This window comes from Candidatus Woesearchaeota archaeon (assembly GCA_021735165.1).
Taxonomy (GTDB): Archaea; Nanobdellota; Nanobdellia; order Woesearchaeales; family 21-14-0-10-32-9; genus JAIPET01.
On sequence record JAIPHP010000013.1, the window covers coordinates 15,741 to 37,674 of the forward strand.

Consider the following 21,934-nt stretch of genomic DNA (forward strand, 5'->3'; position numbering starts at 1 on the left):
TTATGCGTGTTCATTTGAAGTTTTCTATTATTAAATTAAATTTAAGATAAATGCATACTTTAAATTCAAATCATAATATTATGGGGTGTGATGAGGAACTTTAAATATTTTAGTTATGAACATCCAGTTGTAGAGCCGCAATCTTCACAGACCATGCAACTTCCATTCCTTCTTAATTTCATTGAACCGCAAGATGTGCATTGTTCTCCTGTATATCCTTTGGATTTAGCTTCGAATACTTTTGCGTCTTTATCTGTTATTGTCAATTGTTTTTCTGGAGAACTTATTTTGCCATTATTTCCAGAGCCATTCCCATTTCCGCTTTTTACTTTGGCATCAAATGATTCCATACTTTTAACGTGTACGAAGTCTTTTCTGCCAAGGTATTCATATCCAAGAACTCTGAATACATAATCTATTATTGAAGTTGCACTTTTAATCGCAGGGTGCCCTGATACTGGGCCAGAAGGTTCAAATCTTGTAAATGTGAATGAATCTACATAGTCACTAAGAGGAACTCCATATTGCAAACCTTTGCTTATTGCAATTGCAAAACAATTCAACAGTGCTCCGTAACTAGCGCCTTCTTTGTATGTGTCTACAAATATTTCTCCTAGCGCGCCATCTTCGTATTCTCCAGTTCTTAAGAACACTTTTTGACCACCTACAATTGCTTCTTGGATGAATCCTCCTCTTTTGCTAGGCATCTTTTTTTGTATTATCTGATGAACTGCTACTTCTTGAAGTTTTTCAGGAGTTATTGTTTCATCGGTCATTTCTTCTTCTTTTATCATTAATAATTCTGTTTCATCAGGACTATTAGCGCTTAGCGGTTGACTTAATTTACTACCATCCCTATATAATGCGACGGCTTTAAGCATTTTTTTCCAACTGTTAAGATAAGCATCTCCTATGTCTTTGATGCTTGCGTCTTTGTCCATATTTATTGTTTTACTTATCGCGCCAGATATGAATGGTTGAACTGAAGCCATCATGTTGATGTGACCATTATATCCTATTAGTCTTTTTCCTTTTTTTCCACATTTATTTGCGCAGTCAAAAACGGCGTAATGTTCTTCTTTTAGAAATGGCGCTCCTTCAACAGTCATCGTTCCACAAATGTGTTGTTCTGCTTCTTCAATATCTTTTTTATTAAATCCTAATGCTTCTAAAACATTCAAATTAGGATCTTTGAGTTGTTCATTAGTAAAACCTAATTCTTTTAAGAATTGTTCTCCCATCGTCCATTTCGTAAATGCATATTTTAGTTCAAAAGCAGTTTTTAGATTTTGTTCGATTATTTTTATTTTTTCATCTGTGAATCCTTTATTTTTCAAAGATTCATAATTTATTTTTGGAGAGTCCTTAAGATTTCCAGTTCCTGTTGCATATGTTATTATTGAATTGATTTGTTCTTTAGAATACCCTAGGTTTTTTAGTGCTTTAGGAACAGACTGATTTACTATTTTAAAATATCCTCCGCCTGCAAGTTTTTTAAATTTAACAAGAGCAAAATCAGGTTCTATTCCTGTTGTATCGCAATCCATAACTAAGCCTATTGTTCCTGTTGGGGCTATTACTGTGACTTGCGCATTTCGGTATCCATGCTGTTCGCCTAATTCCAAAGCGGAATCCCACGATTTTTTTGCGGATTCTAATAAATATTTTGGGCAGAACTCTTCATTTAGACTGCTAGGTTTTATTGTTAAATTAAGATATTTTTCAGGCTCAACATTATGTGCTGCGTATCTGTGATTTTTTATAACTCTAAGCATATCTTCTTTGTTTTCTTCATATCTTTCAAACGTTCCTTGACATTTTGCAAGTTCTGCGCTTGTTTTATAAGCTTCCCCGCCCATTATTGCAGTTATGCATCCTGCAAGAGCTCTTCCTTCATCACTATCATAGGGGAGGCCTGACATCATAAGAAGAGTTCCTATATTTGCATAGCCCAGACCTAGTGTTCTATATTTATGACTTTTTATAGCTATTTCTTTTGAAGGGAATTGCGCCATTAAAACACTTATTTCAAGTATGGTTGTCCAGATTCTTACGCTGTGTTTGAAGTTTTCAACTTCAAAATTATTAGTTTTTGAATCGTAAAATTTTATTAGGTTTAAACTTGCAAGGTTGCACGCTGTATCATCTAAAAACATGTATTCTGAGCAAGGATTGCTTGCATTTATTCTTCCATCTTTAGGACATGTGTGCCATTCATTAATTGTAGTATCGTATTGAACTCCTGGGTCTGCGCACATCCAAGCACTATAATTTATTTTGTCCCAAAGATCTGATGCATTTAATGTTTTCATTACTGAACCGTCTGTTCTTGCAGTTAATTTCCAGGTATCATTTTTTGATAATGCTTCAAAAAATTTATTAGGAATTCTTATAGAATTATTGCTGTTTTGACCAGAAACCGTTTGATATGCATCTGATTCGTAGTGCGTATCTAATATAATGAAATCTAAATCTTTATATCCTTGCCTTACTAATTGTAATGTTCTTTGAATATATGTCATTGGTATTTCTTCGTGTAAAGCTTTTTTTACTGCTTTTCTTAAATCAGAATTTTCTTTTAGATTTACTGATTTATGTTCATTTGCAATTCTCATTATGTTGTTGAGGTGCTTTTTTGTTTTTATACTACCTGCAACTAATGCGGCCACTTTTTGTTCTTCTTTTACTTTCCAATCAATAAAGGTTTCTATATCTGGGTGGTCCAAATCTAAACAAATCATTTTTGCGGCTCTTCTTGTTGTACCGCCAGATTTTATTGCTCCTGCTGCTTTATCAAATATGTACAGAAAGCTCATCAAACCAGAGCTTTTTCCTCCTCCTGAAAGTTTTTCTCCTTTAGCTCTTAAAGAAGAAAAATTTGTGCCTGTTCCCGAGCCATATTTAAAAAGTCTGGCTTCTCTTGCCAGCAAATCAAAAATTCCTCCGTCATTTACTAAGTCATCTCTTATTTCTTGAATAAAACAGGCATGAGGTTGAGGTCTTGTATATGAATCTTCAGATTTCATGACTTCTCCTGTATGTGGATCACAATAGTAATGGCCTTGTGCAGATCCTCTTATATTGTAGGCTTCAGCCAGACCTGTATTGAACCATTGTGGACTATTTGGTGCGCACATTTGATTTATTAACATATATGTTGTTTCATCATAGAAAACTTTTGCATCTTTTTTACTTCTAAAATACCCGTATCGTTCTCCCCATCTTTTCCAGGTTAAGGCTAATCTGTGGGCTACTTGTTTTATGCTGTTTTCAGAACCTAATTTTTGTTTACCAGTAGTTTCATCAATTAGGGGGTTATTGTTAGAATCTACAAGAGGAACGCCTCTTTTTCTTAAATATTTTTGTGCTAGTATATCTGTTGCTACTTGGGACCAAAATTTCGGGACTTCAACATTATTTATTTCAAATACTGTGGAACCATCTTGATTTTTAATAACTGATTTTCTTTCATCATATTCGAACATTTCAAAAGGACTTATATCTTCTTTTGTGAATACTCTTTTAAATTCTAATCCTTTTTCTGAATAGTTTCCATCTCCTGATAAGATACTCATTGTTTTTTCAATATCGGATTTGTTTGTTTTTGTATCAATATTTTTTGTTTTTTCCATTTTAACTACCTCATAAATGTGCTTGTTGATCAATCAGTCTAATTTTTCCAATTCTTCTTTGAAACCCTCTAAATCTTGAAAGTCTCTGTAAACTGATGCGAATCTTATATATGCGACTTGATCTAGTTTTTTTAAGTACCTTAATACTAGTTCTCCTATTTTTTTCGTTGTTATTTCTGTTTTTGCACTCGCTCTTATTTTTGATTCTATACGCTGCGCAATTTCTTCAATTTTTTCAGGATTTATAGGTCTTTTTTGACATGCAATTTGAATGCTTTTGATAATTTTTTGTTTGTCAAACAAAACTCTTTTTCCATCTCTTTTTATTACAGGCACATTTGTTAGTTCAATTTGTTCGTAAGTTGTGAATCTTCTTTCACACTTTAAACATTCTCTTCTTCTTCTAGTATTGTCGGGATCTGATTCTCTGGTCTCGAGCACTTTTGTCTCTACATTATTGCAAAATGGACATCTCATTATAACCTCTCAAAATATGTATTTAGTAGTAGTGAATCTTGTCAAACACTAGGACTAGTGTTTATTGATTTTTAGTAAGTTTATAAAGATTGCTGTTCTTAATAATATATATTTTGTTAAAGCTATTGTTAAATCTATTTGAAAATATGAAATATTTTTATTCACACAATTCGAAAACAATATAATTGAATAAATACCCTTAATAGTTATATGCAAACAAAATTAAAAAAAATATTTGGGAATAAGCAATTTATTTTTACAAAAAGATGTAATCAATCTATTAAAATAGCTTTAAACTATGCAAAGAACCAAGTTTTATCAAAAAATAAGACAAATTTGCTTTTAATTCAACAAGAAGGTGGTTGGATAACATATAGACAAATCGCAAAAAAACTAAAACTTAACACAATACAAATAAAAACAAATTATGGATTAATTGATGCTGTAGAATTAAAAAAATTCAAAAATTGCACTCTAATAATGCATAGCAGTCCAGGATATATACAATTAGAAAACATGAAAAAAATTTTTGAAATATGCAATCAAAACAACATATTGTTAATAAATGATAGTTGCGGAAGTGTAGGGACAAAACAAGCAAAATATGGGCATCTTATAGTTTGCAGTTTTGGCAAATATAAACCTATAGATATAGGTTGCGGAGGAATAATTTTGTATGAAGAAAAATTAAAAGACATAGAAAAAGACATCAATTTAATAAAAATAAATAATCATAAATTTACAGAAGATTCCCCCAAAGAAATAATCCTTGATAAACTTCCTAAAGAACTAAACAATCTAAGAGAAAAACTTAAATTTTTCAATGAAACCAAAGAAAAACAAAAACAAATACTAAAAGACAAAAACATTATCTATTTGGAAAGTCAAGGAATAAATCTATTTACAGAAACAAAAAACAACGCAGAAACAGAAAAAATTATAAAACACTGCAAAGACAACAAAATATATTGGGTAGAATGCCCAAAATACATAAGACTTATGAAACAAGGCATAAGTTTAGAAATAAAAAGACTGAATTACGAGGTGTAAAGATCATGAACTGCGAAGAACCACAAAATATGGATGAATTAATATATTTTACAAGAAGAAAACTAGAACCAAAAGGCAAAATAATGGCTTGGGCAAGTAAATTAGAATGTCCCAAATGCAAAAAAGCTCTAATGGGTAAACCAGTAGAAAAAGGAAAAATAAAAATAAGAGCAACAGAATACGAATGCCCTGAATGCAAATATATAGAATCAAAAGCAGAACATGAAACAAAACTAACTGTATGCGTAAAATATGAGTGCCCACACTGTGACAATGAAGACACAACTACCACGCCATACAAAAGAAAAACCTGGCAAGGAGTTCCAGCATTCATATTTCAATGTGGAAAATGTAATGAAAAAATAGGCATAACAAAAAAAATGAAAGCTCCAAAGAAGAAAAAAGAAAAGAAAACGTAAAATAACAGGAGAAATCAAAATAAAAGCAAGCTAAAACAAAGGATAAAAAACACAAATAAAAGCACGACAAAAACGTAACATAAACACAAATAAAAAATAAATGCACCCAATAAAATACACAATAAATACTAGTTACTGCCTATTAACAAAAATAAATATTGTTTTTTTTTGATATTTTCAATACTTTTAAATAATAAACTCTCATCACTAAAAAAGATGAAGAAAAAAATCTTAGTAACAAGCGCGTTACCTTATGTGAACAATGTTCCGCATTTAGGAACAATGGTTTGTATAATAAGTGCTGATGTATACACAAGATTCTTAAGACTCAACCCAGAAATAGAAGCAATTTCCGTTCTAGGAACAGACGAACATGGTACAACCACAGAAACAATAGCCATGAACATGGATATGACGCCTCAAGAAGCAGTAGATTACTTCTTTAAAATACATAAGGAAATATATGATTGGTTCAACTGCGATTTTGACTGTTTTGGAAGAACAACAAGCCCAGAAAATAAAGAAATTACGCAAGACATATTTAAAAAACTAAAAGCAAACAACTACATAACAGAAAAAGAAATGGAACAATTCTACGACAAAGAAGCACAAAAATATTTATCAGACAGATTCATAGAAGGAACATGCCCTCACTGTAAATACAAAGAAGCTAGAGGAGACCAATGCGAAAACTGCGGAAAACTTCTAAATCCCACAGACCTAATAAATCCAAAATCAAAACTATCCGGAACAAAACCAATAATAAAAAAAACAAAACACCTATTCATAAAACTAAACGAACTACAACCCAAACTTGAAAAATTCGTAGAACAAAGACAAGAAAAATGGTCAGAAAACGCTCTCACTACAACAAACGCATGGCTAAAAGAAGGACTAAAAGAACGAGCAATCACCCGAGACTTAAAATGGGGGATACCAGTACCTGAAAAAGGATATGAAAACAAAGTTTTCTACGTATGGTTTGACGCACCAATAGGATACATAGCAATAACAAAAGCAAACAAAAAAAACTGGAAAGACTGGTGGCATAACCCAGAAAATGTACGCTTAGTACAATTCATGGGCAAAGATAACACTCCATTTCATACAATACTATTTCCCGCATCCTTAATTGGAACACAAGATAACTACACTCTACTAGATACAATCTCAGTAAATGAATACATGAATTACGAAAACCTAAAATTCAGCAAAAGCCGAGGAATAGGAGTTTTCGGAGACAACGCAAAAGAAACGGGAATACCAGCAGACGCATGGAGATACTACTTAATGATAAACAGACCCGAAACAGCAGACACAAAATTCATGTGGAAAGATTTCCAAGAAAAAATAAATCATGAACTCGTAGGAAACCTTGGAAACCTAATAAACAGAACAACAACATTCATAAAAAAATTTTGTGATTATGAAATAAAAGAAATTAAAGATCCACTAAATTATAATGATGAAGTAGGAGAAATCATCAAAGCATATGAAAATATAGAAATAAAAAAAGCACTAAAACAAATAATGAACCTATCAAAGAGAGGAAACCAATACTTCCAAGAAAATGAACCTTGGAAACTAATAAATGAAGACCCAAAAAAAGCACAAAACGTTTTAGCAGTACTAATAAACCTAATAAAAGACTTAAGCATACTATTACAACCAATAATACCAAAAACCGCACAAAAAATAAAAAAACAACTAAACGCAGACTACAAATTCGAACTTGATTCTTTAAACAAAAAAATTGAAAATCACAAAATAGGAGAACCAGAAACAATATTTAACAAATTACAAGACAAAGAAACACAAAATTTCCAAGAAAAATACTCAGGAAAACAAATAAACTCGCAAAATACAGAACACAAAATACAGAACACAAAAAATCATTCTACAGACAACAGTTCTATAATCTCAACAATAGACTTAAGAGTCGCAAAAATAACATCAGTAGAAAAACACCCAGAAGCAGACAGACTATACATAGAAAAAATTGATTGTGGAAACGAAGAAGAAAGAACAATCGTCTCAGGACTTGTAAGTCACTACGAAGCAAAAGAACTAATAGGAAAAAATATAATCCTGGTCTACAACTTAAAACCCGCAAAACTAAGAGGAATAGAAAGCAAAGGAATGCTACTGGCTGTAAGCCAAGGCAAAAAAGTAGGATTGCTAGAAGTGCCAGAAGGAAAACCAGGAGATAAAGTAACATTTAAAAACATTAAAATGAATCCAAAAAAAGAAATAAACATAGAAGAATTCTTCAAAGTAAAAATGATTGCAGAACAAAACAAAATACACGCAGAAAACTACGAATTGCAAACAAAAAAACCAATAAAAATAGACAAAAATCTACTTGGGAAAATTGGCTGACCTAACAGAATTAACAACATCATCAACATAACTATTCACCAAATGAATACTAACAACATTATCCCTATAAGAACTCTTACTAAAATACTTGATAAACTCAGACCTATACAAATCCGCATTAAAACCATTAAATGAAAACACATAAAACGGTAAAGAACTAAAAACATCCCTAAAAAAATCACCCCTGTTTTTTCCCAAATAAGAATCAACATTCTTACAAAAAATACTATCTTCCTCATTATCAAACCAAACCATCAAATCATCCTCTAAAAGATAAGGAAACAAGCTAAAAGAATCACTTGAAAGAAAACTATCAGTTTTACTTAACATATAAGAATGCCCTTTTTCAACATTCACACGATCAAAACCAAAGTCCAAAGCTAAACGACCAATAAAATCAGGCAAATCAACAACAAACTTTTCAATGTGAAAATCAAACGCTTTCTTATACCACTCAGACTTAATTCTATTCACCTCAAAAAAAGCACTCTTAAAAAAACCAGAATCATTATTTTCCCAAAAAGACTCCACTTTCTTATTATACAAATACAAATCAAGAACATAATCTTCATCAGGCAAACCCCTCAAAACAGGCTTAAAACCACAACTTTCAAAGACTCTCCTAGAAAAATCATCAACAACACTAGCATTCATAGCAAGCTTCCTAACATTATCTAAATAAATTAAATAATTAACATGAAAAAACCCCATAGAAAAATCATCTACCATAAAAAACAAACCTCCCACAAAAAAAAGACGTCATTACACTCAAAAATAACAACAAGAATAAAAAACTTTTGCAAACACCAATAAAAAGAAACATTTAAAAACATAAAATTCTCGAACAAACAAAGAGGCGAGGGTTTTGAAAAATAAAACAACCAAAATAATAATTTTCATATCTATACTAATGTTGTTAATGAACACCGCTACAGCAATAGAAATATCTGAATTCAAACTAACCTGGGCTGGAGAATCAATAGAATACGTAAGCCCAGACAATAGAATACCTGCAGACATAGAATTTGACTATAAAACAACCGAAAATGAATCAACCATAACAAAAATAACACTAGACGCAACAGACATAAATAACGATATAAGAATAAATACAGAATACAAAGAACTAGAAATAAACCTAGAAGATTGCCAAGAAAACAACGAAACTAGCACAAAACACTGCAAAATACCAAGCCTGCAAATAAGAATAACAGACATAGAAATAATAATACCTGCAACAATAACCTACGAAAACGGAACAACTCAAACAGTAAGCATGGAAACAACACTCATAATAGACAACACAAAACCAACAATAACAAAATTTGCTCCAACAACCTGCGAAGAAAGCACTTGCTACGTAGTACCCGGAAAACCAAACGAAATAATAATACAAATGCAAGATAGCATAGGAACATTCAACAGAAAAAGAATAGCATTTCAACTAGGAAAAGAACAAGGCCTAATAACAGAATGCAAAGATTCAACCTGCAAAGGATTCATAACGCCTCAATGTGAACACGGTCAACTACAAGAACTAAAAATAATAGACTACAGAGGATCCCCAAGTCAAGACGACGCAGGAAATCCACTAAAAGGACAACTAACAAACAATGTAATCTGCGACAACCAAATACCTCAAATACAAGGAATAAACATAAGAAGCGGAACAGGACTTGACGTGATAACTGTAAATGATAATTTTGTACTAGAAATAAACATAACAGAAACAATAACAAACACAATAAACCTAACAATAAACGCAGATTCAATAAACGCAGGCAACATAACCCAAACCTGCCCCAAAATAGGAGATATGCACCAATGCATACTAACAATAACATCACAAACAGAAACCTCCGGATTACACAACTTAAACATAACTGTGACAGACGCAGCAGGAAACAAACAAAAAACAACAACACCAATACAACTACACACACCAACAGAAACAAAAAACGTAGACTTATGGCTACTATCAAGAGTAGAACAAAGCAATAAAAAATTCTTAAGACAAAACCTAAGATTTGCAAGAACAATATACACAGAAATAACATTAACCAATGATAACAATGCAAAAATAGTACAAGCAATCGCACCAAGCCAAATCTGCACACCAAAAAGAGAAAACCGAACAGGAAACAAAGGAGACCTAAGAGGATTCACAATAATGCACACAGATCCAGAAAACAACAAAATCTACGCACAAGCAACACTAACACAAACAGAACTAGGAGAAAACGACAAATATCAAGACTACAGAGAACTATCCTACTTATGCCCAATACAACTAAACAGCAAACAAGGAGACAACTATTACACCCAACCAGAAAATGAAACAATAGAAATCAGAATAAGACTAGATGATGGAAACAGCATGTACGACGAATACATGCATAAAATGGAACAATCAAAAAAAGAAGTGGAAGCAATAGACAAAAAAAACCTAGGCCTAAAAAACCTAGTAGACAGCGTACAAATGTACTGTAGAATATACTCCTTAATACAACAAGGAAACGGAGTCATAGCATCAGTAGAAGCAGTCACAGGATCAATTCTAGGCATGCAAGGAGCAGCAGAAGGAATGAAACAAAGCAGCAACTCCCTAAATGCAATAGTAAACGAAGCACCAGGAGGAAAAATATTCGATAAAATATGCGGTCTAGCAACATGTGACGGTGAATGGAATCAATTGGCAACAGGACCTTTTGATGACATGATGGGCTCCTTTGGAGAATCATTTGCAACATACACAGGAGGAACAGGAAGCATATCAGACGGACTAGACCCCTGGAAAAGCAGATTCGTAGCAGTAGCAACACTGTGCTTACCTGCATGGATCTACCACAACGAAGTCGAAAAATCAATAGAATGCGAATTTTTAAACTGCCTGGATGAATCAACACAATACTCAGGCGCGACAATAAGCCTATGCCAAAAAAACAAAGATTACGCATTATGTGTAAAACAAGGAGAAAACATCCTAAACGCAATACCCTTTGTAGCAAACCTAAAAAACATGGCAGGAATAATCTCTCAAACAATAGCAGACCCAGCATCAGCAATAGCAGGAATCGCAATGCCACTGGCATGTGAATTCTTACCAGTGCCAGGACATGGAGTGTGCCAAGCAGAAGTAGCAATAGCACAAGCATTCCAATTCATAGAAAAAGTAAACAACATACAAATGAGATCAGCAGACATAGATGAAGGAGAATGCACAGTAGCAAAAGCAAGATACGGAGCCAAATACCTAAACTACACAAATCCTCCTAAAAGTTCATTAAGCGAACCACTAGGAGAAGACCTAGGCAGATCTGAAGACGGAAGTTATATGCTCAAAGACTCAGACATTAAAATAATACCTCTAGATAATAACGAAGATGGAAGACCAGATGAGATGGCATATTACAAAGGAACAGAACTATTATCTGTGCATACCGTGAGTGATATAATAGGTGATAAGAACGGATTAGGCGAAGACTTTCAAATATTAAATGAACTAAGTGGAACTTACAACCAATTACAAAATAATCCTTTATCTAAACTTTATTTACAAAATATAAAATCTAGTGGTTCATCTGGATCCACTTTGATTGATTATACAAATTTTAAAATAAATTTAGGCGATCTTGCTGCACAACAATATGATCTTCAACCAGTGGAAGCTAATCAAATTAATTTACCTGAAATATCTGATCCAACAACAGACCAATTAAAGGAATATGCTAATATCGTGAATCTACAATATGATGAAAATGATCCTTCTAGTGTAATTGGAATTAAAACTAAGTTTAAACATGATTTACAAATACAAAGAGACGCTTTAACACAAGTAAGTCAAAATGTACAAAAGCAAATGGCGACTGTAGCCAATAAATATCCTGTTCTTGGAGAATTTGAATTAATGAAAAAAGTTGACGGTAAACTGATGTTTACAGATCCTAAAACTTCTAAATATGGTACAATTATGAACGAAATAAGCGATCACTACGATACATTATTCCACGACGCAGGTCCTGCACTAAAAACCCAAATAGAAGAATCAAGATTAGCATATAAAAAACTAGTCGATACTACTACGAAGTATAGAGATGATGAACCGTATCAAAATAACAAAGAAGTTTCAACTGCGTATGACGAATTAATGTCCTTAGGATATGCCGACGAACCATACAATTCTTTGAGTGATGACCAACAAAAAAGAATTAAAGGATTGCTAGAAAAAGCATTTGGGGATAATACTGCTGACAGACTTACTATTGGTAGAAGTTTATCCAAATCTGTTGTAGATCAAATAGAAAATGATGAAACATTACAATTAAAAGTGGACGAAGCTAAAAAAGGATATGAAACTGCGCAAGAAGAAATAAATGAAGCTGCAGAAGAAGTCCAAGAATCAGTAGAAGCTGAATATTTAGCAGAAGAACACGATAAAAACTTCGGCGACATGCAAAGAACGATAAGAACAATATATGGTATTAGTGCAGGAATAAGAAGCTTTAAATCAATCATGGGAATAAATTACGATCCTGAAACAGACTGGGGTTCTTGGCAATTTATGGCTGATACTAGCAGATGGTTGAACGAAATGTCAACAATAGAAAGAAAAATGTGCATGGACGAATTAGAACTAGACACTCAAACAGGAGACGAAACAGTAATAAATGAACTAGCACCCGGTCAATTCTCCCCAGGAGCAATAATAACCGGAACAAGAACAAAAGTAGATAGATTCAACGAAACATACTACGAATACTACGTGGGCGGAAGCATGATGCAAAAAAAACACGAGTCTGTAAGTGTTAACATAAAATTAAAAGACGGCTCAAAAATAAAAGACATAACAAGAGAAGCATCAAATGACGTCCCAATAAGACTAAGAAATGGAAAACCAATGCAATTTGGAGGAGTATCTTCTATAATAATACAGTCAGAAGAAAAATATTCAAAAGTATGCTTAGAATTTGATAAAAGCCTAAAAACAATATTTGATTATTCAACAAGCAGTGCACAAGCAATCTGCCAAGTATTTATAGAGGAATAAAAAATATGAAACCAATCAAAAAAAGAGGACAAGCAACAATATTCATAATAATAGGATTAATAATACTAATAGCAATATTCATACTAGCAGGAACACTTTTAATGAAAGAAGAAGTAAAACCAACATACACAGAGATAACAGATGCATCAGTACAACCAATAAAAAATGATATAGAATTCTGTTTAAAACAAACAGCAAAAGAAACAATAAAAGAAATAGGATTAAGAGGAGGATACACTGAAAAAAGAACCCAATATTACATAACAGACCACATGATCGAAAAAGACAATGACGCATTAGCAATGTTTCCAGGAAGCAATATAAAAATACCTTATTGGCTATCAGTAAAAGAAGCAAAAGGAAACGCGTACCTAATAGACAAAATACCTGAATTAACTTATGGAGATAACTCAATAAAAGCAATGATGGAAGAAAAAATAAACGAAGAAATGCTAATCTGTATGAACAACTTTGAAGAATACAAAATAAATAGCAAAATAATCTATGGAGAACCAAACTCAGAAGTCATATTCACAGAAAACAACGTATTTATAGGATTAACTTGGCCAATGAACATAACCATAGAACAAGAAGAATTCTCAATATCTAAATTCCAAGAAACCCTAAACATAAAATTCAAAGATATATACGACTTAGCAAGACTTTTAATGATACAAACAGAACAATATAATAGCACACACTTAGAAGACGTAACACTAAACCTGCTAAACATATACAGTCAAGGCAAAAACGGACCAATACCTCCTATTGAAGGACCTAAAATGAGCAATGATGACGACTTTGTCATGTGGACAAAAGAACAAGTAACAAACGAACTAAAAGACATAATAAGCGGAAACCTAATACACGTACAAGTACCACAATCAAGAGAATCATTCTTAATGTTTTCAACAAGACCTGGAGAATATAATATGTACGAAGGAATGCAAGTCCCATTTATACCTTTAAATGATTATTATCAAAAAACAAAAATAAGATTCGAATACATACCCTTGTGGCCCTTATACATAAACATAGATCCCGGATTTGGAGAAATATACATGCCCGAAATAGTCTCACAAAACTTCCTGTTCCTATCATTCATAAGCGCAAACTACAACTTCAAATATGACTTAGCATACCCTGCTTTAATAAGCATAGAAGATGACGAAGCATTCAACGGAGAAGGATACAGATTTCAATACGCCTACGAAGTAAATATAAGAAGAAATAAACCACTAACAAAAAACCTCAACTGGACAAAAGCAGTACCTAAACAAAACGAACTAGACTTAGAAAGCCAAAGAACTGCTCAACTAACACTACAAATAAAAGATGGATATACAGGAAAAGCAGTAGATGGCATAACAGCAATGTTTTCCTGTGCAAACCAAGAATTTCCTTTAGGAATATCAGAAACTGAAAATTACAGATCAACCATAAAAACGACAATAACTCCTTGTATAGACGCAAAAATATATGTAATAAACAAGAATTACTCAGCAAATCCAATATACTTAACAAGCCAAGGCGGACAATCATATGAAGAAACAATAGAAGTATACCAACCAAAAGAAATACCTATAGAATTCAAAAGAAAAATATACATTCCAAACAGACCCATAACAGACTTAACACTAGAAGAAATGGACAGACTCTGGCAAATAAACCCAGGAGCGCCAAGCATTTACCCCTTAGATGACGAACAAATAATGATGGTCTTAGTGCAAGAAGACGAACAAGGAACACCTACAAAAGGAATAAACATAAACTACAACAACACTATAGAAAACCCAAAAATCAACATAACTCCGGGAACATACAAACTAAATTTAGTATCAATACTACAACTAAAAGAACCAAAATACCCTAATGGAACAAAAATAACAATGCCAATTAGAATAAGTTCAGACGCAACTACAATAATACCTGGAACAACACCAGACCCCATAGACCTAAAACCAATAATGATAAACGACACACTAGTTGCTGGAATGCTAACATATGATAAAACAACAAAACTACTAACGCTAAAATCAGAAGACGTAGCAAAAGCCAAAAAAATAATTGTAACGTACCCAAGTTATAACCCAGACGACATACAAATTTCACTAGACATGCAAGTAATAGGACTAATATCAGACCAAATACCAAACGATAACTTCAACTTCCAAATAATAAAATAAGTATCGCAAACCAAAACAACCAAAGCAACCACCAACAAAATTAAGTAAACATAAAAAACTTGCAAATACTAAGCGCTTTGCAAACACAAAACACAATCTAAAAAAACTAAAAAAAACATTTTTATAAAAAAACACAGAATAACTTAAGCGACTTTCTTTTTAGTAACAAGATCTTTCTCCTTATACTGATCCGCAAGATAAGGTCCGAAAAGAGAAGACAAAGTTTCATTTTCTTTAATAGCATTCACACTCAAACCTTTCTTTTTATAAGCCGTATGAGCTAAAGAAGCCGCAGGAACAATATACTGCTGAGCTAAACCCCTATTCTTATCCAAAAAAGGCAAACCCTTAAATTCCTTACTATCATCAGTATTAAAAAACTTCAAAACATTAGAATTAGGCGCAACACTCTCATCACCCTTCAATAAAGTCTCAATATTGTCTGCGTTAAGATGATCAAACTTAGTCTGCTCAAGTCTGTTTATATGAGTAGCATAATGTTGTGCCCAAAAACTATTCTTATTTTTTGGATCATATAAACTATTAGTAAAACCATGCTTATAATTAGCAATATGACTTGCAAACTGCCTAACATTAGAACCCATCAAAGAATCAGTCAAATAACGAGTAGTATCCTTACTTAAACCATCCAACTTAATACCAAAAACACTCTGCAAACCCTTTTTATGTTCCTCATAAATCTCTTCAGCAGCAATCTGAGCATTCTTCTCATCAGCCAACATATGACCCACAGTAAAATTTCCAGCCTTATCAGGAGCCATGCCTTTCTTTAGCTTTTTCAAAGCATTCTCCAGCCCCTGATGAGTACCAAGCTTATGATAATGCTCCAGATTAAAAGTTAAAGCCTCATTCTCCTTATGCTTCTTATCAATATCCTCAACTAACTTAAGATACTCAGATTTCACCTTATTATCAGCCATAAAAACCATAACTGATTTTTTCATATATAAAACTTTCCATTTCGTTAAATATATAAATGATTAAAATTTCAAAAAAATATGGCAAAAATAGGAATAATAGGTGTGGGCGCATTTGGATTTGCTTTTCTCAAATATTTAGATACTCTAAAAAAACACGAACTAATGTGCTACGATTTAAACAAAGAAATAATGACCCACATACAAAAAAGAAACTGCCACCCACACTTTCACAACTGCATAAAACTCTCAAAACAAACAAAAATAGCAAAAACACCAACACAAATAATACAAGAAAACGAAATAATAATCATATGCACAAATAGCAACGCATTTCCCCAAATAACAAAAACAATAACTCAAAACAACACCAAACAAAAAATAATAATAAACATAAGCAAAGGACTTGAAAAAACAGGAAAAACACTATACACAACACTAAAACAAAACAAAAACTTCAAAGGAAACTACGCATACCTATCAGGCGGAACAACCGCAAACTCATTTCTAAACAACCAACCAATAGCAATGTCCATAGCAACCACAAACACAAAAACAACAAACAAAATAATAAAAGAAATATCCTCAAAAAAACTAAAAATAACAAAAGAAAACGATATCTTAGGCCAAGAATACGCTGCAGCACTAAAAAATATAATAAGCCTATGGAAAGGCCTACTTGCAGGACTAGGATACCAAAAAAGCACACAAGCATATCTCTTAACAGAACTATGCGAAGAAATAATAAACTACGCAACTAAAAAAGGTGCAAAAAAAACAACCTTCTCAACCACAAACCACAGCTGGATGACAGACATAATACTAAGCACAGACGGAGAAACAAGAAACTACACTTTCGGAAAATTAGTAGGAGAACAAAAAAACATAAAAAAAACACTGAACACATATGAAAAAGAAAAAAAATTACTAGAAGGCATACAAACACTCAAAATAATATCAAAACACGAAAAAACACGAAAAAACACGATAATAAAAACACTAACAAACATATTCATAAAAGAAAAAAACCCACATCAACAAATACTAAAATACCTAAATCAACCACCAGCACAAAAAAACACTTAAAACAAACAAAATTAAGAAAAAAACAACAAATTTTCACAAATATCTGTATTTTATATTTAACCAACAAAAAACAACACAAATTACACAAATCACCGACCAATTAAGGAAAATATTTATAAAATAAACACAAGTAATAAATAAAAAGTTCTTCACTGAGGCGAACCAAAAAAATGGCAAAGAAAAAACAACAAGAAAACAATCAAATAGACACAATGCAAAACATACCAGACGAAACAAAACAAAAACTTGAACAAATCAAAAACAAACTAGAAAAATACAAAGAAAAACTACTAGAAAGATTCGAAGAATACATAATGGGAATATCCCTATTACCGCCAAGCAAAGACGACGAAAACAAAGAAAAAATAAACGTTCTAATACTAGTAGACGACTCAGATAGCCAAAAAATGAGCAAAGAAGAACTAAGAGAAAAACTACAAACCATAATGACCGAAACAGCCAAAAAAATAGATGAAACACTAAACCCAGAAGTACTAATTCTAACAGAACTATGGCAAAACTGCTACGATGCAAAATACGAAATACTGCAACTAATAGCAAACAGCGCACCAATACACGACAAAGGAATGCTACAAGCAATAAAACTAACAGAAATACACAAAACAATGGTTCTAAAAAAATTCGAAAAATACATAGTCTCATACGTATTAGCAGGAAGCCTTGTACAAGGAAAAGCAACACCAGAATCAGACATAGACGTATTCATAGTAATAGATGACACAGATGTCAAAAAAATGACAAGAGCCGAACTAAAAGACAAACTAAGAGCAATAATAATAGGTATGGGTATAGACGCAGGAAAAATGACAGGAATTGAAAACAAAATCAACATCCAAACATACATACTAACAGACTTTTGGGAAAACATAAAAGAAGCAAACCCAGTCATATTCACATTCCTAAGAGACGGCATACCACTATATGACAGAGGAATATTCATGCCCTGGAAACAATTACTACAAATGGGAAGAATAAAACCAAGCCCAGAAGCAATAGATATGTTCATGCACACAGGCGACCAAATGCTAGAAAGAGTAAAATACAAACTAAAAGAAATAGGAACTGAAGACTTCTTTTGGTCAACACTAACACCAAGCCAAGCCGCACTAATGATGTACGGACTACCACCCCCAACACCAAAAGAAACCCCTCAAGTGCTAAGAGAAATATTCGTAAAAAAAGAAAAATTACTAGAAGACAAATACGTAAAAATAATGGAAAAAATATTAAAAGTAAGAAAAGAAATAGAACACGGAACAAAAAAAGAAATAACAGGAAAAGAACTAGATGAACTATATCAAGGATCACTAGAATACCTAGAACGAATGAAAAAACTATTCGCAGACATAGAAAAATACAAACAAGAAGAAGAAATAACAAAAACATATGAAGAAGTAACAATAGCAACAAAAAACCTAATACAACTAGAAACTGGAAAAAAAGACATTAACGATAAAGACATACAAACAAACTTCAAAAAATACATAGTACAAAAAGGAATACTAGGAACAGACCAACAAGAACAACTAAAAAACATAATAAAAGCAAAAGAAGAATACGACAAAGGACAAAAAACAAAATCAGAATCACTAACCGCAGTAAAACAAGGAAACGCACTACTACGCACAATAATAGAACAAATACAAAGAATAAGAAGTAGAGACCTAGAAAAAGCAAAAATAAGAGTAAAAATTGGAAAAACATACGGTGAACTAATAATGCTAAAAGACAAAATATTCATAATAAACGACATAGACAACCCAGAAAAAGAAATACAACAAGGAACAATAACAAATACAGGAAAAATAGAAAAAATAAAAACAAGCTCACTACAAGAATTAGAAGCAGAACTAATGAACACCAAAACACCAGAAAAAAAATATATCAAACCACAATTTTTCGACTCAATAAAAGAACTACTAGGAAAAGACATAGAATTCCTAGTAAACTACTAGAAAAAAGGTGAACTAAATGGAAACAGGATACACCGTAATGGATATCATGACTACAAAACCAATCAAAATAGATCAAGAAAGCACAGCGCAACAAGCAGCCAAACTAATGAAAGAAAAAGATGTAAGCAGTCTGATAGTAACAAATAATGACGAACTAATAGGAATAATAACCGAAGAAGACTTCACATACAAAATAGTTGCACAAAACGAAAAAGCAAACGAAATAAAAATAAAAGAAATAATGACAGGAAAAAAAGAACTAAAAACTATAACTCCTGACAAAGACATACAAGAAGCAATAAAATTAATGAACGAATACGAAGTAAGAAGATTGCCAGTAGTCCACAACGGAGAACTAAAAGGCCTACTAACAAACAAAGACATATTAAAAATAGAACCAACACTATTTGAAATAACAGTCGATAAAATAATGCTTAGAGAAGAAGAAAGAAAACTACTCAATACAACAGAAAACCCCTACGAAGAATGAAAAAATAACTAAGAAAATGACAGAAAAAAACTACCCAAAACACATAGGGATAATTCTTGACGGAAATCGAAGATTCGCAAAAAAATTAAATCTAGACCCCTGGAAAGGCCACGAATACGGAGAAAAAAAAGTACAAGCACTACTAGAATGGGCAAAAAAACTAGACATAAACGAAATAACACTATATGCATTCTCAATGCAAAACTTCAAAAGACCTAAAACAGAATTCGAATACTTAATGAAACTATTCTTACACGCAGGAAAAACACTATTAAAAAAACACGAAGAACAAAAAGAACTACCCGAAATAAAATACATAGGAAGAACACACTTATTTTCAAAAGAAATACAAGACCTAATAAAAAAAATAGAAACCATAACAAAAAACAAATCAAAATACAAACTAAACATAGCATTCGGATATGGAGGCAGAGAAGAAATAGAAGATACAACTAAAAAAATAGCAAAAGAAATAAAAGAAGGCAAAATAGAACCTGAAGACATAACCCAAGAACTAATACAAAAAAACTTATATTTACAATCAGAACCAGACCTAATAATAAGAACTGGTGGAGAAAAAAGAACATCAAACTTTCTGCCATGGCAATCAAACTACAGCGAATGGCTTTTTCTAAATAAAACATGGCCAGAATTCGAAGAAGAAGACCTAATAAAAGCATGTGAAGACTACTCAAAAAGACAACGAAGATATGGAAAATAAAACCAAAAAACTAGTCTTTATCTACACCTTTAAATTTACAATACAAACATGAAACAAACGTCCCTAAAACACTGCCAAAAACTCCGCAACAACCACCAAAATCATAAGACTCCTTACTATTAACGTCTCCACCAGAAAAATAATTAACAACATTATACGCTAAATAACCCCCAAAAAAACCAACAATTGCACCAACTCCTAAATACTCATCCACTTTTTTCTCTAAAGATAAATTTTTATCATCCATAAATGAAGAAAACATTAGAAATATAAAAAAGTAACGGTAAAAACACTACGTTTTCTGAATAACAAAAATGTACCAAGGTTTATTTTTAGGTTTTTTGCGACTAATGGAAAAATCATAATAAATTTTGAACTTTAAACCTAAATTTTTTAACAAACCTTTAATTTTATCAACATCGAAAATAAAATTATCATACTCAAATTCAATAATATTCCTTTGCGTAGTTTTCTTCTTAAACACAGTCAAAACTTGTTGCACTCTTGCTTTATTAGAACTTAACAAATAAGACATATCTGCCTTAGAAATAAAATACTTTCCAACATCATATTTACGAATTCCAAAGAATTCTTTATGCCAATTATCTATTGTATGTACGCAATCAAAAATAATCAAACCACCAACATTAAGATTATCTAAGTAAGATAAGACCATCTTCTTCAAATCAGTATAACCATTTAAATGACTGATAGAATTAAACATAGTGATTATACAATCAGCATTCTTCTTCATGCAAAGATTCCGCATATCTTGCTTATATGCCTTTAAACCCTTTTTTCTAGCAATTTTTAACATTCCATCATGCAAATCCACGCCTATAACATCAAAACCCTTCTTTTTCAAAAGAATACTATGAGATCCACTACCGCACGCAACATCATATATTAATTTAGTATTTTTGTTGTGCTTTTTTAAAACATCACAAATAAAATCAACTTCTTTTTCATAATTTTTAATAGAGTAAGTCAAATCAACAAAATAAGCATACTTATCATACATATCCATGGAACAAGCAATTTAAACAGATTATAAAAATATTTCTAAATTATTTCATAGCCTTAAAAGCTTTCAGAAAATCATTATTGTGCTTCTTTAAAGCTTTCAAAGCATTATCAAGAACATCTCTAGGCTTAGAAGACTTCTCTGTTTCAACAAAAAACTTGGTAACGCCACTTAAAGGATGCGTAATATTATAAGCAGCAACAGTTACAGAACTGTCATTTCTTAGTTCATCTTTTAAAGCATTACAAAAAGTATGACCTAAACCTTCGATTTCAAAAACAAACCTATTAGCCTTATCTTCAACAACCTTAATTTCCATACTCTAAAGGAAAAGATAATTGTTTATAAAGTTAACTATTCTTTTGAATTATGTGTTATCCTGTAAGTATTTCCCTTCGATACCTTTTTTCGTTTTATCATTTATTAAACCTCCGCTTTCAACTTTCGTTGAAAGGCTTGTTCTGGTGTTTCCAGAACATTAAATCTAAGAGCCATGTGTGGCCTTATTT

The 21,934-nt window shown here is 32.1% G+C and carries 16 protein-coding genes; 9 read left to right on the top strand and 7 right to left on the bottom strand.

The window, feature by feature from the left end; translation table 11 throughout:
- Positions 1-113: 113 nt before the first annotated feature.
- Both K9L97_03965 and nrdR read right to left on the bottom strand, forming a co-directional pair.
- The gene (locus K9L97_03965; protein MCF7872165.1) at positions 114-3,575 is read right to left on the bottom strand and encodes a vitamin B12-dependent ribonucleotide reductase; all 3,462 of its coding nucleotides are present in this window, start codon (positions 3,573-3,575) and stop codon (positions 114-116) included.
- 90 nt (positions 3,576-3,665) lie between these two features.
- Positions 3,666-4,109: a transcriptional regulator NrdR gene (gene nrdR, locus K9L97_03970; protein MCF7872166.1), complete on the bottom strand. Its 444-nt coding sequence runs from the start codon at positions 4,107-4,109 to the stop codon at positions 3,666-3,668.
- 210 nt (positions 4,110-4,319) lie between these two features.
- Here nrdR and K9L97_03975 point away from each other — a divergent pair, with 210 nt between their 5' ends.
- From K9L97_03975 to metG, 3 genes are all read left to right on the top strand, one after another.
- On the top strand, positions 4,320-5,159 hold the full coding sequence (locus tag K9L97_03975) for a DegT/DnrJ/EryC1/StrS family aminotransferase (protein ID MCF7872167.1): 840 nt from the start codon (positions 4,320-4,322) through the stop codon (positions 5,157-5,159).
- Positions 5,160-5,164: 5 nt separating this feature from the next.
- The gene (locus tag K9L97_03980; protein ID MCF7872168.1) at positions 5,165-5,578 is read left to right on the top strand and encodes a hypothetical protein; all 414 of its coding nucleotides are present in this window, start codon (positions 5,165-5,167) and stop codon (positions 5,576-5,578) included.
- Positions 5,579-5,794: 216 nt separating this feature from the next.
- Positions 5,795-7,957, top strand: a complete 2,163-nt coding sequence (gene metG / locus K9L97_03985) for a methionine--tRNA ligase (protein ID MCF7872169.1) — start codon at positions 5,795-5,797, stop codon at positions 7,955-7,957.
- Here the strand turns inward: metG and K9L97_03990 are convergent.
- Positions 7,937-8,686 carry a hypothetical protein gene (locus K9L97_03990; GenBank protein MCF7872170.1) on the bottom strand — a complete coding sequence of 250 codons (750 nt, stop codon included), beginning with the start codon at positions 8,684-8,686 and terminating at the stop codon, positions 7,937-7,939. The genes metG and K9L97_03990 overlap by 21 nt on opposite strands.
- Positions 8,687-8,822: 136 nt before the next feature.
- Here K9L97_03990 and K9L97_03995 point away from each other — a divergent pair, with 136 nt between their 5' ends.
- Both K9L97_03995 and K9L97_04000 read left to right on the top strand, forming a co-directional pair.
- On the top strand, positions 8,823-13,004 hold the full coding sequence (locus K9L97_03995) for a hypothetical protein (GenBank protein ID MCF7872171.1): 4,182 nt from the start codon (positions 8,823-8,825) through the stop codon (positions 13,002-13,004).
- A 5-nt stretch (positions 13,005-13,009) separates the two neighbouring features.
- Complete coding sequence (locus K9L97_04000; protein ID MCF7872172.1) at positions 13,010-15,190, top strand: hypothetical protein; 2,181 nt, start codon at positions 13,010-13,012, stop codon at positions 15,188-15,190.
- A gap of 143 nt (positions 15,191-15,333) precedes the next feature.
- Here K9L97_04000 and K9L97_04005 read toward each other — a convergent pair whose 3' ends face one another.
- Positions 15,334-16,131: a hypothetical protein gene (locus K9L97_04005; protein ID MCF7872173.1), complete on the bottom strand. Its 798-nt coding sequence runs from the start codon at positions 16,129-16,131 to the stop codon at positions 15,334-15,336.
- A gap of 78 nt (positions 16,132-16,209) precedes the next feature.
- Between K9L97_04005 and K9L97_04010 the strand changes: the two genes are divergently transcribed.
- The 4 genes from K9L97_04010 to uppS all read left to right on the top strand — a co-directional run bounded on the left by K9L97_04010 (position 16,210) and on the right by uppS (position 20,401).
- Complete coding sequence (locus K9L97_04010; GenBank protein ID MCF7872174.1) at positions 16,210-17,214, top strand: NAD(P)-binding domain-containing protein; 1,005 nt, start codon at positions 16,210-16,212, stop codon at positions 17,212-17,214.
- A 170-nt stretch (positions 17,215-17,384) separates the two neighbouring features.
- Positions 17,385-19,190, top strand: coding sequence for a nucleotidyltransferase domain-containing protein (locus tag K9L97_04015; GenBank protein ID MCF7872175.1), 1,806 nt, complete (start codon positions 17,385-17,387; stop codon positions 19,188-19,190).
- Between the two features lie 16 nt (positions 19,191-19,206).
- A complete protein-coding gene (locus K9L97_04020; GenBank protein MCF7872176.1) occupies positions 19,207-19,680 on the top strand; it encodes a CBS domain-containing protein in 474 nt (157 codons plus the stop codon).
- 16 nt (positions 19,681-19,696) lie between these two features.
- Positions 19,697-20,401: a di-trans,poly-cis-decaprenylcistransferase gene (gene uppS / locus K9L97_04025; protein ID MCF7872177.1), complete on the top strand. Its 705-nt coding sequence runs from the start codon at positions 19,697-19,699 to the stop codon at positions 20,399-20,401.
- A gap of 10 nt (positions 20,402-20,411) precedes the next feature.
- Here uppS and K9L97_04030 read toward each other — a convergent pair whose 3' ends face one another.
- The 3 genes from K9L97_04030 to K9L97_04040 are packed head-to-tail and all read right to left on the bottom strand — an operon-like array spanning position 20,412 to position 21,744.
- Positions 20,412-20,648 carry a hypothetical protein gene (locus K9L97_04030; protein ID MCF7872178.1) on the bottom strand — a complete coding sequence of 79 codons (237 nt, stop codon included), beginning with the start codon at positions 20,646-20,648 and terminating at the stop codon, positions 20,412-20,414.
- 45 nt (positions 20,649-20,693) lie between these two features.
- Positions 20,694-21,428 (bottom strand): class I SAM-dependent methyltransferase, encoded by a 735-nt coding sequence (locus K9L97_04035; protein ID MCF7872179.1) that lies wholly within the window; start codon positions 21,426-21,428, stop codon positions 20,694-20,696.
- Between the two features lie 40 nt (positions 21,429-21,468).
- Positions 21,469-21,744, bottom strand: coding sequence for a DNA-directed RNA polymerase subunit L (locus K9L97_04040; GenBank protein MCF7872180.1), 276 nt, complete (start codon positions 21,742-21,744; stop codon positions 21,469-21,471).
- Between the last annotated feature and the right edge of the window lie 190 nt (positions 21,745-21,934).